The sequence below is a fragment of the Nocardia sp. NPDC050378 genome (genome assembly GCF_040655675.1).
Taxonomy (GTDB): Bacteria; Actinomycetota; Actinomycetes; order Mycobacteriales; family Mycobacteriaceae; genus Nocardia; species Nocardia coubleae.
Genome location: NZ_JBFAKI010000002.1, coordinates 680,759 through 695,416, shown reverse-complemented (window position 1 = coordinate 695,416; position 14,658 = coordinate 680,759). Strand labels below are relative to the sequence as shown.

Below are 14,658 nucleotides of genomic sequence, written 5' to 3'. Positions count from 1 at the left end.
AGCGTACCCGGATTGGTCTATACCAAAAGTTAACGCGGTGTTCGCTCTGGCCACACCTATCGGTCTAGACCATTTGTCACTATCGGTGCCATGCGATTGGTCATCATCGGTGGTGGGATTCTCGGCACGGCGCACGCCTGGGCCGCGATAGCCCGCGGCCACGAGGTCGTCCACCTGGAACGCGAACGCGAGGCGCGTGGCGCGACGGTCCGCAACTTCGGCCTGGTCTGGGTATCCGGCCGGTCGGCGGGTGAACTGGAACTCACGCTGCGTTCGCGCGAGCTGTGGGAGGAGATCGGCGGTCGGGTCGCGGGCGTCGGTTTCCGGCCCGCCGGGTCGATCACCCTGGTCCGCACCCCGGCGGAGCTGGCCGTAGCCGAGGCCGCCGTGGCGGGGCCGACCGCGGCCGATCGCGGTTTCGCGCTGCTCGAACCCGAGCAGGTGCTGGCGCACAACCCGGCGCTGCGCGGCAAATACCTTGCCGGCCTGCACTGCTCGACCGACGCGGCGGTGGAGTCGCGGCAGGCGCTGCCGGCGTTGCGTGCCCACATGGCCGCCAGCGGTCGCTATACCTTCCACGAGTCGACCGAGGCCCGGGCGGTCACCGATACCGGCGCCGGTGCGGTGGTGCTCGACGATCAGGGCCGCCGTCACGAGGCCGACCTGGTCGTGCACTGCCCCGGCGCGGCGCATTCCGGGCTCACCCGGGAACTGGCCGGTGTGCTGCCGGTGCGCCGGGTGCGGTTGCAGATGATGCAGACCGAGCCGCTCGGCGAAGAACTCACCACGGCGATCGCCGACGGCGACAGCTTCCGCTACTACCCGGGATTCGCGGGCCCGCAGGTGGATTCGCTCACGCGTGAACAGTCGCAGACCGCCACCGCCGCCGAGCACAAGATGCAACTGCTGTGTGTGCAGCGGTTGCACGGCGGGCTGACCATCGGCGACACCCACGAATACACCGAACCGTTCGCCTTCGACGTCGACGAAGCGCCCTACGACCATCTCACCGAGGTGACCGAGGAACTGCTCGGCCGCAAGCTGCCACGGGTGGTGCGCCGCTGGGCGGGTGTCTACAGCCAGAGCGTCGACCCGGACGCCATCGTCACCCGCGTGCGGGCCGACACCAACGTGTGGGTGGTGACCGGCCCCGGTGGTCGCGGAATGACGCTCGGCCCCGCCCTCGGCGAACAAACCGCCGACGAGATCGGACTGTGAGGACGACCATGCACCACAACAATATTCAGCTCGCCGTGCTCGACATGGCAGGCACCACCGTCGCCGACGGCGGATTGGTGCTTCGCGCCTTCGAGGAGGCGGCGACCGCGGTCGGGATCGAGTCCGACGGCCCACGTCGCGAGGCGGCCCGCCGATACGTGCTCGACACCATGGGGCAGTCCAAGATCGAGGTCTTCCGCGCGCTGCTCGGTGACGAGGACGCGGCCCAGACAGGTAATCGCGCCTTCGAGGCGGCCTACGACGCGCTCGTCGGCGAGGCCGACATCGCGCCCATACCCGGTGCGGTAGCGGCGATCACGGCCCTGCGCGACGCGGGTGTCCGGGTGGCGCTCACCACCGGGTTCAGCCGCGGCACCCAGGACAAGCTGCTGTCCGTGCTCGGCTGGGCCGAACTGGCCGACCTCACCCTCGCCCCGTCCGACGCCGGTCGTGGCCGTCCCTACCCGGACATGGTGCTCACCGCGGCCCTGCGCCTGCGGGTCGACGCGGTCGACCGGATCGCCGTCCTCGGCGACACCACCAGCGATATCGCGACGGGGCTGGCGGCCGGGGCGAGCATCGTCGCGGGCACCCTGACCGGCGCGCACAGCGCGGCACAGCTACGAGAGGCGGGCGCGACCCACGTCATCGACTCCGTCGCCGACTTCCCCGCCCTGCTGCTGGCCTGAACTTCCGTCGCGGCGACCGCCGCGGCGAATGCACCTCCGTGAAACGAAAGTTGCTGTCATCGTGCGTACGTCCCTCACCAGACGCCGCCTCGCGCGCACCGCGTTGCTGCTGGCAGGCGTCACCGCCGTCGCGTTCTCCTCGGCGTGTGGCGGCACCGGAACCGAGTCGGCCGACGGCCGCACCGTCACCGTGTACTCCGCCGACGGCGTCGGCGGCTGGTACAAGAACCGCTTCGACGAGTTCACGAAGCAGACCGGGATCGCGGTGAACCTGGTCGAGGCCGGGTCGGGCGAGGTGGTCAACCGGGTCGACAAGGAACAGTCCAACCCGCAGGCCGACATCGTGGTCACCCTGCCGCCGTTCATCCAGAAGGCCGAGCAGTCGGGTCTGCTGCAGCCAAGCGGAATCGACACCGCCGCGATTCCCGCCGCCGACAAGGATCCCGACGGCAACTACGTGACGATGGCCAACAACTTCCTGTGCTTCATCGCCAACCCGTCGGTCGATGCCGCCGCGCTCACCTGGGACGACCTGCTGAAACCGGAGTTCAAGGGCAAGCTGCAGTACTCGACGCCCGGCCAGGCCGGTGACGGCACGGCGGTGCTCGTGCTGCTTCAGCAGTTGCGCGGCAAGCAGGGTGCGCTGGACTACCTGGCGGCGTTGCAGGCCAACAATGTCGGCCCGTCGTCGTCGACCGGCAAGCTGCAGGCCAAGGTCGACAAGGGTGAGCTGCTCATCGCCAACGGCGACGTGCAGATGAACCTGACCACGGTGAAGGAGAAGGGTTCGAAGTTCAACGTCTTCTTCCCCGCCGCCGACGGCAAGCGCTCCACCGTGGCGGTGCCGTACATGATGGGTCTTGCCAAGGGCGCGCCGCACAAGGACGACGCCACCGAGCTGATGCGTTTCCTGCTGGCGCCCGAGGCGCAGGCAGCGCTCGGACCCGAGGCGTTCGCGGTGTCGCCGCGGACCGATGTGCCCGCGCCCGCCGAGGGCGGTCCCGCCGCGGCGATGCGTGGTGTCAAGGTGGTCCCGGTCGACTGGAACACGGTGCTCACCGAGCTGGATGCCGATCTCGCGGCATACCAGAAGGCAACCGGCAGCTGAAATCCCCTGTAAAAGGAGTCGACAATGTCCGATGGTGACGTGCGCACGGGGTCCGTCGTTTCGGCCGGTGCCACCACGACGGAACCGGCGATCGTGTTCGACCGGGTCGGTGTCAGCTACGGCGGGGGCCCCAAGGCCGCTGTCGCGCTGGCCGACTTCAGCCTGCGCGTCGCCGTCGGCGAGACGGTGGCGTTGCTCGGCCCGAGTGGGTCGGGCAAGTCGACAGCGCTCAAGGCGCTGGCCGGATTCGTCCGTCCCACCGCGGGTTCGGTGCGGTTGGCCGGACGCGATGTCACCGCGTTGTCGCCCGCCAAGCGGGGGATCGGCGTGGTCGTGCAGTCGTATGCGCTGTTCCCACACATGAGCGTGCACAGCAATGTGGCGTTCGGGTTGAAATCGCAGCGAGTGCCGCGCGCCGAGATCGGGCCACGCGTCACCGAGGCCTTGGAGATGGTCGGCATGGGTGGCTATGCCGAGCGTCTGCCGAGGGAACTGTCTGGTGGTCAGCAGCAGCGGGTGGCGATCGCCCGTGCGCTGGCCATCCGGCCGAGGGTGTTGCTGCTCGACGAACCACTCGCCGCCCTCGACGCGCAGTTGCGGCACTCGATGCTCGGCGAACTGCAGGAGTTGCGGAAAGCGCTGCCCGACACGGCGATGCTGTACGTCACTCACGATCAGGCCGAGGCGCTCGCCCTGGCCGACCGGATCGCGGTGATGCGTGATTCCCGCCTCGTCGACATCGACACCGCCGAAAACCTCTGGCAGCGACCGCCTTCCGACTTCACCGCCGGATTCATCGGTGGGGCGAACCTGGTGCCGTGCACGGTGAAGCACGTCACCGGGGCGGCGGCGCTGGTCACCGCGGGCGCCTCGACGCTGCGGGCCCAGGCGCCGGTGCCCGGTGTCGGGCAGGACGAGTGGAAGCCGGACGACGCCGCGCTGCTGTGCGTGCGCCCGCACACCATTACCCTCGGCAAGACCTCGGATCGTGACGCGTTGCGTGCCACGGTGCGCAGCGCGGTCTGGCGTGGGGCGTCGACCCGGGTCGAGTTGGATGTCGACGGGTTGTCGTCCGCACTCGCCGCCGACGTGCCCGGACATTTCACCGCTGCGGTGGGTTCGGTAGTCGGGGTCGTCTTGCCCGATCCTGCCGGTGTCCTGATCGCGAACACGGTCGGGGCCGGTTCGCGCGACGAGGAGGACGCGCAGTGAAGTCGGTTGAATTCTGTGCGGCGGTGAGTGCGCCGGTCCTCGATCCACCCGCCGTTGTGAAGCCGAAATCCGCTGGTGCGCAGCGCTCGTGGGTGCCTGTCCTCTGGACGTTGCCGCCCGTACTCATCGTGCTCGGTGTCGCCGGTTATCCGATTCTGCGAGTTCTCACCGAGTCGACGCGCACACCGACCGGACGCGGCACCGAGGTGTGGTCGACGGTTCTCGGCTCGACGGCGTTCCGGGATGCGTTGTGGCGCACCATCTCCATCGCCGTGTGCTCGACACTCGGCTGCCTGGTGCTCGGCACGTTCCTGGCGATCGTGCTCGCGTTCGTGCCGTTTGCCGGGTCGGGGGTCGTCGGCCGACTCATCGACACCATCCTCACGCTGCCGTCGTTCCTCATCACCCTGGCCTTCACCTTCCTCTACGGCACGGCGGGGGCGGTGAACGCGCTGATCGCCGAATTGACCGGAGCGACAACGCCTGTGCTCGATTTCCTCACCACACCGCTGGGCGTGATCCTCGCCGAGATCACCTTCTTCACCCCGTTCGTGGTGCGACCCGTGCTCGCCGCGTTCGCGCAACTGCCGCGCGAACAGCTCGATGTGGCGGCCAGTCTCGGCGCCTCGCCGTGGCGGGTGCTGCGCCAGGTGGTGCTGCCCGAAGCGTGGCCCGCGCTGGCGGCGGGCGGCAGCCTGGTGTTGCTGCTGACGCTCAACGAGTTCGGCATCGTGCTGTTCACCGGTGCCAAAGGTGTCATCACCTTGCCCGCACTGATCTACACCCGCGGCATCGTCACCTTCGACCTGCCCGGCGCCGCTGTCCTCGCCACCGTGCAAGTGGTCCTGTCACTCAGCCTCTATGTCACCTACCGGCTCGTGTTCGCCCGGCTCATCGCCCGTCCGAAGGAGGACTGATCGTGCTCGTCTGGACTCCGCGCGGGAAACTGTTGGTCCTCACCATCTTCGGGCTCGTGGTGACGGTGGTCTTCGTCGCCCCGATCGCGACGGTCGTCCTCGCCGCGCTCGCGGGCAGCTGGACCGGCCCGCTCCCGGCGGACCTCGGTTTCGCCAATCTCGGCAGCGCTGTGAGCGGTGAACAGGCGGCGAGCCTGTCGGTGAGCCTGCAGACCGCTTTGATCTCGGGCGCGGTCGCCCTGATCGTCGGCACCTGGGCCGCCCTCGCTGCCCGTGAAGCCCCTACCTGGTTGCGCCGCCTCACCGACGCCGTGTTCCACCTGCCGGTCGCGGTGCCCTCGGTGGCCATCGGCCTCGGCGTCCTCATCGCCTTCAACGAACGTCCGCTGCTACTGGGCGGCACGAAGTGGATCGTCATCCTGGCCCACACCGTCCTGGTCCTCGCCTACGCCTTCAGCGCCATCTCCGCCGCCCTCGACCGCCTCGACCCCGCGTACCGCCAAGCGGCCGAATCCCTCGGCGCAGGCCCCCTGCGCGTCCTGACTCGGATCACCCTGCCCCTGCTGCTCCCCGCCCTCGGCGCCGCCGCGGGCCTCTCGATCGCCCTGTCCATGGGCGAACTGGGCGCCACCATCATGGTGTACCCCGCCACCTGGAAAACCCTGCCGGTCAGCATCTTCGCCCAGACCGACCGAGGAGAAGTCTTCGACGCCGCCGCCGCGACAACGATCCTCGTCACGGTGACGCTCGTGGTACTGGTCGTCCTCGGTCGGTTGCGCGGCCGCGCCGCCGTACGCTGAGCGGGGCGGCGACGGCGCTGCCTCGGTGGCCCCGGAGCTAGAGCAGTGCGGCGGCGTCTACCGCGGTGAGGCCGCCGTCGATGCGCAGGTCGTGGCCGTTGATGTAGGAAGCCTCGGCGGAGGCGAGGAAGGCGACGGCGGCGGCGATGTCGTCCACGGTGCCGACGCGGCCTGCGGGGGAGAGGGCCGCGACCCCCGCCTGGGCGGACTCGGAGAGTTCGGCGCGGAAGGCCGGTGTGTCGATGTAGCCGGGGCTCACCGAATTGACCCGAATTCGTCTCGGCGCCAATTCCGCTGCGAGCGTGCGCGTCAGATTGTGCACGGCCGCCTTGCTCGCCGAATACAACGCCGCACCCGGCACACCGCGGTGCAGGCCGAACGACGCGTTGATGACGATGGCACCGTGGTCGACCAGCACGGGGAGCGCCTTCTGAATCGTGAAGAACGCCCCTTTGAAGTTGCTGTCGATCACCTGCCCGAACAGCTGGTCGCCCACCTGCTCGATCGACTGGAACGACCCGATCCCCGCATTGGCGAACACCACATCGAGCCGCCCGAACCGCTCGGAGATCGTCCCCATCACAGCATCCAGGTCGTCGAGGTCAGCCATGTCCCCGGCGATCCCGACCGCTCGATCACCCAACTCCTCGACCGCCGCATCGAGCCGCCCCTTGTCCCGGCCGGTCACCACAACCCGCCCACCCTCCTCGATCAACCGCCGAGCGGCAGCCGACCCCATCCCACTGCTCCCCCCGGTAACCAGAGCGATCTTGCCGTCGAACCGAAAGCTGTTGTGCGTCATGCACTCACCCTGCGCCTCCGCTGAAAAGGTAAACAGTGCGCGTTTATCAGGGGTGTGCCACCACCACCCTGACGGCACAGAAACGGAGGATGCTCGGCGCGAGACTTGCGGAACGCGCCATCGCGATCGTCTCGCGTGAGACTCCGTGGGCTACCAGAGCTTCGTGCGCCTGCGCCCAGGTGAGGCTCCACATGCGGTAGACCGAGCGAAGGCCCGCCAGACTTCCCCGAATGCTCCTGGCATCTCACCGAGCACACCGAGCCCATCGCCTTCCTCGAGCACGAGCACCCCACCCGGTGCCAATGCCCGAGTCAATCTCTCCACCACGACTTGTCTTTCGGCGATGTGGAGCAGCACGACCCGGGTATGGACGAAATCGAAGAAGCCTGCGGGGAGAGGATCGGTGACGAGGTCCATCCGGACGGTTTCACCACCGAGGTCCGGCAAGTCGGTGAGATGACGCGGATCGGTGTCCACTGCCAGAACACGGCCACCGGGCAGCGCGACGGTGCACAGCCAGCGTGCGAAAGACCCACCACCAGCTCCGGCTTCGAGGCACCGCCAGCCGGCAGACACGCCGAGCTGTTGCGCCAGCGCGATACTCCCTGGGTCGTACGCCGCGCCGAGCAAGCTCAGACGTTCCTCGGCGAGACTCCAGTGGTTGGGCAGCGTGTAGTCCATCCTCGGACGCTAGGACCGTCGGCCTGAACGCCGAGGTGATTCGGCGACCCCCGGCCACGTGAGTGGTCGATGCCACAGTGCGCACAGGCGACGCCATTGCTGGTCTGGCTCAGGCGGATTCGGTGAGGTGCAGGTGGGGGAGGGTGGTCAGGCGGGCGTGGGTGGCCGTGCCCGGTTTCGGGTTGTAGAGGACCACGGACCAGTTCGGGTTGTCGGCGACGGTGAGGGTTGTCGCGTCGAAGAACAGTTCGCCGGCTTCGGGGTGGAGTAGGGCGTTGACTGCCTGCGCCGGGACTCCCACCTCGTGCCGGTCCCACAGTCGGGCGAATTCGGGTGACGATGCCACGAGTTCTTCTGCCACACGGTCGAATTGGTCGTCGTGCGGCGCGAGCGCCGCGTCGGCACGGTAGGCCGCGACAACACCCGGCGCCGCAGCGGCCCAGATCTCGGGCAGACCGCGATAGCGGGGGCTGGTGAAGAACGTGACGAGGCAGTTGTGTGACTCCCCGTCGTCGCAGCCGAAGATCCGACCGGCAAGAGTGTTGAACGCCAAGATGTTCCAGTAGCGGTCGCGCACCACGGCGGGCCCACGCTCCCACCCGTCGAGAAGCGCCCGGATTTCCGCGGTCACCTCCGTCCCCGATCCATTCGCAGGCGGCGGGTTGAGTCCGGCGAGCAAATACAGGTGCGCGCGTTCGGACTCGTTCATTCGCAGAACCCTCGCGACGGCATCGAGAACATCACCGGAGACCGAAATATCGCGCCCTTGCTCGAGCCACGTATACCAAGACACCCCGACCCCGGCCAGCATCGCCACTTCTTCCCGCCGCAGGCCCGGAGTCCGCCGCCGCCCCACCATCGGCAGCCCTACCTGAGCTGGACTGATCCGCTCCCGCCGCGACCGCAGGAAGTCACGCAATTGTTCACGCCGCTGAGCAGATGCCGCACTCACCATGAAGCCAAGGTATCAACGTGGTGAGGCACCTTCGAGTTCGAGCACGTCAGACGGTCGGTGATCGAACCATGGGCTGACAGCAGTCAGCCCGCCGCATCGCTCCGCTCCAGCGCTGCCGCCAGTTCGATGCGTGCGGTCTGGCCCTCATGTTGAGTCCGACGGCGGTGCAGGCGCAAATACGGAGTGCTCGCTGAGGCCGTCCCCGATGATTGGAATGTCGAGGAGGTCAGTGCCCTCGAACAAATAACAGCCGAGGAATTCGAAAATGTCTGGATGGTGGCTCGTGGAGCGATTGAGCTGCGCTTCCTGCGGATAGCTAGATCGGCCGTGACAGGCGGTGATCTGAACATCTCGGTAGTGGACGGGTAGCACAGTGGCGGTCCGTCAAGCCGCAGCGGTGGGGGAACGTCTGTCAAATGCCTACGCCCTCGAGGAAGGCCCTCGTGCCGACCGTCGTGTAGTCCATCGCATAGCTCCATAGAGCGTAGAGGCGGTCGTCGGAGCGAAAGTAAGTCTTCCCGAACCCGTTGTCGAGCACCTCGATCCAGTTCTGTTCCTGCCCATAGTGCGCGAACAGGTAGGCATTCCGCGCCGCGGCAGCCTCACCGGATTCCTCCGGGGTCTGATAAATGACCTCGTGCAACTGCCCGTGCCAATAGGTGAGGAGCATTCGGCCAGCGGGAATCCGGAAGCAGACAACCAGCGCGTCAGCTGTCCTCTCGTGCTCGCGCCACCACTCGACCTCACCAGGCTCGGTCAGCTCTTCGGTCAGAAGATCCATCAACGGCAAGCCATGCTTCATACCGATCACCGATCACGCTGGGCGAGTGTTACAGGAAGACTGTAGCGTCCAGGTTTTTGCGCCGGATCGACTGGCCGCGTTGGTCTTTCGCACTGTGCCTGCCGCACCGAAGAAATTGCCCGGGCAGTTCAACCGATCATCTGGCCTACCACCAGCCCTGGACCCAGGACTCGCACTACGGCATCCGCAATCGCCGGGCAAGGGTAGCGGCCTCCGCCGAGCTTGTAACCGACCGACACGAATGCTTGTACCGGGTGTGCAGGGCCGTCGTCCGGATCAGCGAGCGTATCGGCGAACAACGGCCGGTGTTGCGGGTGGGCGAGTGCGAAACAGGTCAACTGGATTCGACTGTCTTCCCATTGGAAATGGCTCTGGATCTCGTGATTGCTGAAGTCGAGCTGGTCGAAGACGATAGCGATGTCCTCTTGCCCGTACGGGGCGGCGGCGAGTGCGGTCGCGATATCCGCCGGGTTGCTTCCTGTAGCCAGCACCCGGCCCGACTCCTCGGGCTCACCCCACGGCGGCAATTGGTCCGCCTCCCATTCGATGCGTTCGGTTGCCCGCGCGCCGCCCACAGTCAGCGAACCGTCGCGGACACTCCATCGGATATCGCCGAGGATCCCGACACAGGGCAGTGCGGCATTGGCGGACAGTTCCCCCGCGACCAACGTCCAGGGCGCGCACGCCACACCGTGTCGAATCATGCCAGCTGACAGCTCGGCGAAGTCCGCCACCTGCGGCAGGTATGCCTCGTACGGGGCGAGGAATTGGTCCGTCCAGCTACCCATTCACAAGACCATGCCAGTCGCTGGGTTCCCGCGGAACTCGGCATTACAAGGTGCTCAGACCCACTCCCTGTAGCTATGTGGTTGAAGACCGATCCGCGGGCGCGATAGGTGACCTTGTAGTCGCTTTCCCGCAAGCGGACATTCTTGGGAGTACGTAATCAACATGTCGCCCCAGCCAGATGCGCACCCTGCGTAACTCACGTCGACTGAGCAGCGCAAAGAACAGTTCGGAATTTCTCGCTCAGCGACCACCGGAGCCGGTCAGCCGATCAGGGCTGGCGTACGGAGAGGCTGGCCGGTAACACGGTAGGCGGCATTACAGTGCGTCTGGCGCTTGAACCCGCGAGCAAGCGTCGGCGACAGCGGCGGTGTCCCAGTAGAACGGGCGAATCTCGCTGATCCGTCCAGCATCGACGGTGATCGTCTGCAAGATCGGGAAGTCGAGGTCGCGGCCGGTGCTGCGAGCGCGGGCTCGCACGTGTGTGAGAACAACGAGCGGACTCTCATCAGCCAGGAAGGTTTGCTCGGCCATCTCGAAGCGATCCCACACCTCACTCATCGCGAGGAAGAAGCGCTCCAAACCGTCGTGGCCGCGCCAGGTTCCGCCATAGGGAAGATTGTCGGCCTGGTACAGCACGACATCCGGTGCGAAGAATGGCGCCAGCAAGGAGAACGATGCCGAGCCGGGACCGCCGCTCGCGAGGTACGCCGCCTCGGCCACGTACATGTTTTGCAGGACGGACTTGGCTGTCGTTGCCGATGGAGTCATGACGGTCATGATGGTGCCGAGACCTTACCGTGTGCTGGCGGGAACCAGCCGTGGCGCTCGGTGCCCGTTTCGGTGCCGACGCCAGAAGTCCTCGACCTGTTGATTTTCCACGCGCCCGCCCTGGCCGGTTCGAAACGCGCGGGTCGCGGCATTACAGTGCGCGGCTGGTGATGCGAAGTCAGAGGTCGGCTGTATGGTCCGGTTCCTGTCTACGAGTATCAGTGTTTGTTTCATGGCCCGTGGTCTGGGTCCCGCTCAGGCGGATGCGGTGGCGGCGTTGTTCGGGCAAGTGGTGCGGGACGAGGGACTGCATTATGAGGTCGCGCTGGCGCGAAACAACAACGAAGACGGAACCGTCGACGTGGGAGTCAGCTCGCCGGAGCCGGTGAGCTTCAGCCGCTTCTATTCCTGGCGGGAGAGCTTCGAGGAGCGGTTGCAGGATCAGATAGCCGAGTTGGCGGCGGGTGCAACGGTGTCGTTCGAATGGGGCTTCCCCGATCAGGAAGCGGAGCAAGCCTCGGCTGCCGCTGCGGTGCCTGTCTCGGTGCCGGGGGACTGGGCGGAGTTCACCCCGCGGCTAGCGACGGTGTTGATCGGGATGCCCGAGGGCGCGGTCGTCACCTTGGCTGCTGGCGCGAATCAGTGCTTGCAGTTTCTGCAGGGATGGATCTGCTCTGTCGGTGGGTCGATGACTCCCGAGCAGGAGCGGTTGTTGGTGGCCGCAGGTTGGCATCCCCCCGTCGACAGCGCCGAATTGGCACTGCGAATTCCCGATCGGTAGGTCGGCCTGTGAGCAGACCGCGAGCCGTGCCACCGAGGTGATGCGAAATGTGCTGGGAATCAACTCGCCTTCGGAGTTGACCGTCGAGGTTTGGAACGATCAACTCGACGGCCGTAACCCCGAAGTGGCCGTCCTCGGTCTGAGCAGCCCTCCGATATGACAGCACCGGCCGGGCGCGTTGAGGCAGTGCACTCATCGGCGTTCAGGATGCTCAGACCGGCTCAGCGGTAGCGATGTGGTCGAAGACCGATTCGCGGGCGGAGAGAGAGATGATGTTGTCTCTCGTGCGGATTTGAGGAGTGCGTAACGAGCATCTCACCCCCGCCAGCATCGCGACCTCCTCGCGCCGCAACCCGGGCGTCCGCCGCCGCCCACCCACGGGCAACCCCACCTCACCGGGAGATATCCGCTCCCGCCGAGCCCGCAGAAACTCGCGCAATTGTTCTCGCCGCCGAACCGATGCCGCACCGACCATCACTCCAACGTAGTCACCTGCGCCGGTGCCGCGCTGACCGCGGAGCCGAGGTCGGACTGCGGGAGTGCGGTGTCATCTGAGGACGCGCACACACAACGTCGTTCTGCTGAAGGACGTCATCGGGCCGGTGTGATCGATGTGGATGACGGCGTCGGCGGTGGGAAAGTCCGGCTGGCATCCGAGGAACGAGGCGGTTCCCAAGACCTCGACCTGAGCTCTCGGATCGGTGCACGCGGCCGGTTGGAGGTCGGGGTTCGGGTCGTCGCCCCAGGTTTCGGACTTCGTGTTGTACACGCATTCCCCCGCCTTCGCGCTGCCCACCCACCACGCCGGTGGTGCCGAGGTCGTTGTCGGTCCGAGCGCCCATGCCGGAATGGGCTCTTTGGGTGGCGCGGGCAGCTGCGGATCGATACCGATCGTGATCGCCGAGATCACGAACGCCGTGACGGCGACCGGGACCGCGAAGCCGACGATCTGCCAGCGTCGATAGAGCGGTTTTCCCGGTGACATCGGCGGCCACGGATGATCCGCGGGTGCGTCGAGCGTACCGATCCTGATCCGGTGGTACAGATTCGCGAGCATCATGACCGGGTTGATCACCAACTAGTATTTGCCCCACCATCCGCGCCACAGACTGTCCGCAATGAGATCACGACAAGTGCTCACTCCACAGTCTCGGCAGAACGGACCGTCGACCTTGATGTTGTGCGACGCGAGGAGCATCCCGCGGTGCCCGCGTAGCGTGGCCCGCACAGCCGGAACCGCGCCGCAATGACGGCAGCGGATCGGCGGTTTGAGAAGTTGAAAACCGGTCGAGGGCAACGGGTCCCGATCTGAGAATGGCGAACTGGGTGTGCCGCGATGTGCACGGCCAGGCGATCCTAGCGTCACCTCTGTGTTGTCCGCGAGATCGAACCATGATCATCCGAGCGCTCGATCGACGGCGTCGCGAGAGGCGATTGCGCTGTGTGCCACGGAAGTATCGTCGCTGGAGGGGCAAGTTATGACATCGGAGAAGACCACCGACGGGGTCTACGCCGAATCGCCGGACAACAGCTGGCGATTCACCGACGGTGTGCTGCACACCGGAACCACGCGAGCAGTTGTTCCCGACGTCGATTGGTTCGAAAGGTGGACCTACGCCGAGTTTCTCGGCAACGACCAGCTCGTGCTCGCCTTGAATACCGGTCAGCCCTACGACGATTACGGTTCCCTCGGCAGCAGACAAGGATTTGTCATGGTGCTGCAACTGGACGCGCACCAGCGGTGGGAGCTTGTCGCCTTCGAGTGGGGGCTCAGCAGCCGTGACCACGATGAAGCTTTCGTGCCCGACGCGATCGTATGGCACCGGCGTGGAGTGCTGGCGTGGCTGTACAAGGGGAACCTCGAATGGCATGTCCGAAAGGCGGAGCAGGACGGGGCGATCCGCGTGGAACCGCTGTACCTCGGTGACCGCGACTTCGAGCTCGGTCTCACCGCGTATTCGGGTGAGCTGTACGACGTCGGGCATGAGATGTCGCTCGATGGCGGGCGGATACTCACTGTCGGTTGTGGTGAGGGAAACCGTCTGATCGACGTCGACGCGAAGGCGCAGTCCACCGACGGACACACCTGGACACCTATACATCATGTCCACCTCGAACAGCGCGTCCACGCCGATGAGTGAAGCGGGCGGCATCGGGTCCGGCAGGCCGATTTCAGTGGTGACCGATTCCACGCCGGACATGAAGGCGCTCGCCCTGTCTGGGGTCCATCCGGTGACGTAGAAGGTCAGGCGGAGCACGTCGGCGAAGGTGGCACCTGCTCCGGCCAGACCGACGGCGGTATTGCGGAAGGCTTGGGCGACCTGTCCGGCGAGGTCGCCCGGTGCGACGGGCGTTCCGTCGGCGAGACGGGCGACCTGCCCGCTGACGTGTACGCGCCGCGATCCGGTGCCCACAGCCACGTGGGGGTAGGGCGCGGGCTGCAGCATTCCGGCGGGGGTGAGGTGCTCTCGGCATGACCCTGCGGCGTCCCGGTCCGCCCCAGCGTATGGGCTTAGGCTGATGACGTGTCGGTGCTGCCTCTGATTTTCACCGCTGGCTGGGCCAGCGGGATCAACGCGTACGCGGTGGTGTTCCTGCTCGGCTTGTTCGGGCGGATCGGGTGGACCGACGACGTGCCCGCGGGCTTGGAGCGCACCGATGTGCTCGTCGCGGCGGGCGTGCTGTTCCTCATCGAAGCCGTGGCCGACAAGATCCCGTACCTGGATTCCTTCTGGGATGCGGTGCACACGGTCGTGCGTCCGGCCTCCGGTGCGGTGGTGTCGGCTCTGATCGCCGGACAAGACGATTCGCTGCCGACGCTGTTCGCCGCCGCCGTGGGCGGCACGACCGCGCTGGCCAGTCACATCGTCAAAGCTGGTACCCGGATGGCCATCAATACCTCACCGGAACCGGTCACCAATATCGCGATGAGTACCGCCGAGGACTTGAGCGTCGGCGGCATCATCACGCTCGCGGTGTTCTTTCCGGTCTTGGCGGCCGTCATCGCCGCGATCCTGCTGGCGATCGGGTTGTGGGTCGTGTACCTGTGCGCCAGCCGGATCCGCCGCTACCTGCGCCGGCGAAGAGAACGGCGCGAGACGCGGGCGGTCGACGGACTCGAGTAGGACCCCGCTGA

Annotated in this window: 16 protein-coding genes and 2 pseudogenes; 9 read left to right on the top strand and 9 right to left on the bottom strand. The window is 66.6% G+C overall.

Annotation, left to right across the window (positions count from 1 at the left end):
- Nucleotides 1-90 precede the first annotated feature (90 nt).
- The 6 genes from AB0I35_RS07130 to AB0I35_RS07105 all read left to right on the top strand — a co-directional run bounded on the left by AB0I35_RS07130 (nt 91) and on the right by AB0I35_RS07105 (nt 5,944).
- Complete coding sequence (locus AB0I35_RS07130; RefSeq protein WP_357394872.1) at nt 91-1,218, top strand: TIGR03364 family FAD-dependent oxidoreductase; 1,128 nt, start codon at nt 91-93, stop codon at nt 1,216-1,218.
- Nucleotides 1,219-1,226: 8 nt separating this feature from the next.
- Nucleotides 1,227-1,907: a phosphonatase-like hydrolase gene (locus AB0I35_RS07125; RefSeq protein ID WP_357394870.1), complete on the top strand. Its 681-nt coding sequence runs from the start codon at nt 1,227-1,229 to the stop codon at nt 1,905-1,907.
- A gap of 103 nt (nt 1,908-2,010) precedes the next feature.
- A complete protein-coding gene (locus tag AB0I35_RS07120) occupies nt 2,011-3,015 on the top strand; it encodes a 2-aminoethylphosphonate ABC transporter substrate-binding protein (protein WP_357395024.1) in 1,005 nt (334 codons plus the stop codon).
- Nucleotides 3,016-3,039: 24 nt separating this feature from the next.
- Nucleotides 3,040-4,227, top strand: a complete 1,188-nt coding sequence (locus tag AB0I35_RS07115; RefSeq protein ID WP_357394869.1) for an ABC transporter ATP-binding protein — start codon at nt 3,040-3,042, stop codon at nt 4,225-4,227.
- A gap of 56 nt (nt 4,228-4,283) precedes the next feature.
- Nucleotides 4,284-5,144 carry a 2-aminoethylphosphonate ABC transporter permease subunit gene (locus tag AB0I35_RS07110; RefSeq protein ID WP_357395023.1) on the top strand — a complete coding sequence of 287 codons (861 nt, stop codon included), beginning with the start codon at nt 4,284-4,286 and terminating at the stop codon, nt 5,142-5,144.
- A gap of 2 nt (nt 5,145-5,146) precedes the next feature.
- Nucleotides 5,147-5,944, top strand: a complete 798-nt coding sequence (locus AB0I35_RS07105; protein ID WP_357394868.1) for an ABC transporter permease subunit — start codon at nt 5,147-5,149, stop codon at nt 5,942-5,944.
- Between the two features lie 37 nt (nt 5,945-5,981).
- Here AB0I35_RS07105 and AB0I35_RS07100 read toward each other — a convergent pair whose 3' ends face one another.
- From AB0I35_RS07100 to AB0I35_RS07075, 6 genes are all read right to left on the bottom strand, one after another.
- Nucleotides 5,982-6,746: a glucose 1-dehydrogenase gene (locus AB0I35_RS07100; RefSeq protein WP_357394867.1), complete on the bottom strand. Its 765-nt coding sequence runs from the start codon at nt 6,744-6,746 to the stop codon at nt 5,982-5,984.
- Nucleotides 6,747-6,896: 150 nt separating this feature from the next.
- Nucleotides 6,897-7,427: a class I SAM-dependent methyltransferase gene (locus tag AB0I35_RS07095; protein ID WP_357394866.1), complete on the bottom strand. Its 531-nt coding sequence runs from the start codon at nt 7,425-7,427 to the stop codon at nt 6,897-6,899.
- 109 nt (nt 7,428-7,536) lie between these two features.
- Entirely contained in the window at nt 7,537-8,382 is an 846-nt protein-coding gene (locus tag AB0I35_RS07090; RefSeq protein ID WP_357394865.1) for a helix-turn-helix transcriptional regulator, read from the bottom strand.
- Nucleotides 8,383-8,794: 412 nt separating this feature from the next.
- Nucleotides 8,795-9,163 carry a hypothetical protein gene (locus AB0I35_RS07085; protein ID WP_357394863.1) on the bottom strand — a complete coding sequence of 123 codons (369 nt, stop codon included), beginning with the start codon at nt 9,161-9,163 and terminating at the stop codon, nt 8,795-8,797.
- A gap of 149 nt (nt 9,164-9,312) precedes the next feature.
- Nucleotides 9,313-9,918: a hypothetical protein gene (locus AB0I35_RS07080; RefSeq protein WP_357394862.1), complete on the bottom strand. Its 606-nt coding sequence runs from the start codon at nt 9,916-9,918 to the stop codon at nt 9,313-9,315.
- Nucleotides 9,919-10,288: 370 nt separating this feature from the next.
- Nucleotides 10,289-10,750, bottom strand: coding sequence for a nuclear transport factor 2 family protein (locus AB0I35_RS07075; RefSeq protein WP_357394861.1), 462 nt, complete (start codon nt 10,748-10,750; stop codon nt 10,289-10,291).
- Between the two features lie 184 nt (nt 10,751-10,934).
- Here AB0I35_RS07075 and AB0I35_RS07070 point away from each other — a divergent pair, with 184 nt between their 5' ends.
- Nucleotides 10,935-11,522: a hypothetical protein gene (locus AB0I35_RS07070; RefSeq protein ID WP_357394860.1), complete on the top strand. Its 588-nt coding sequence runs from the start codon at nt 10,935-10,937 to the stop codon at nt 11,520-11,522.
- A 316-nt stretch (nt 11,523-11,838) separates the two neighbouring features.
- Here AB0I35_RS07070 and AB0I35_RS07065 read toward each other — a convergent pair.
- Together AB0I35_RS07065 and AB0I35_RS07060 are read right to left on the bottom strand one after the other, a co-directional pair.
- A pseudogene (locus AB0I35_RS07065) lies at nt 11,839-11,997 on the bottom strand (transcriptional regulator); the annotation flags it as partial.
- A 72-nt stretch (nt 11,998-12,069) separates the two neighbouring features.
- Nucleotides 12,070-12,597: a hypothetical protein gene (locus AB0I35_RS07060; protein WP_357394858.1), complete on the bottom strand. Its 528-nt coding sequence runs from the start codon at nt 12,595-12,597 to the stop codon at nt 12,070-12,072.
- A 403-nt stretch (nt 12,598-13,000) separates the two neighbouring features.
- Here AB0I35_RS07060 and AB0I35_RS07055 point away from each other — a divergent pair, with 403 nt between their 5' ends.
- The gene (locus tag AB0I35_RS07055; protein ID WP_357395033.1) at nt 13,001-13,663 is read left to right on the top strand and encodes a hypothetical protein; all 663 of its coding nucleotides are present in this window, start codon (nt 13,001-13,003) and stop codon (nt 13,661-13,663) included.
- Here the strand turns inward: AB0I35_RS07055 and AB0I35_RS07050 are convergent.
- A pseudogene (locus AB0I35_RS07050) lies at nt 13,622-13,969 on the bottom strand (Rid family hydrolase); the annotation flags it as partial. The gene AB0I35_RS07055 and the pseudogene AB0I35_RS07050 sit on opposite strands and share 42 nt — an antisense overlap.
- 78 nt (nt 13,970-14,047) lie before the next feature.
- Here AB0I35_RS07050 and AB0I35_RS07045 point away from each other — a divergent pair.
- A complete protein-coding gene (locus AB0I35_RS07045) occupies nt 14,048-14,647 on the top strand; it encodes a DUF4126 domain-containing protein (RefSeq protein WP_357394857.1) in 600 nt (199 codons plus the stop codon).
- Nucleotides 14,648-14,658 lie beyond the last annotated feature (11 nt).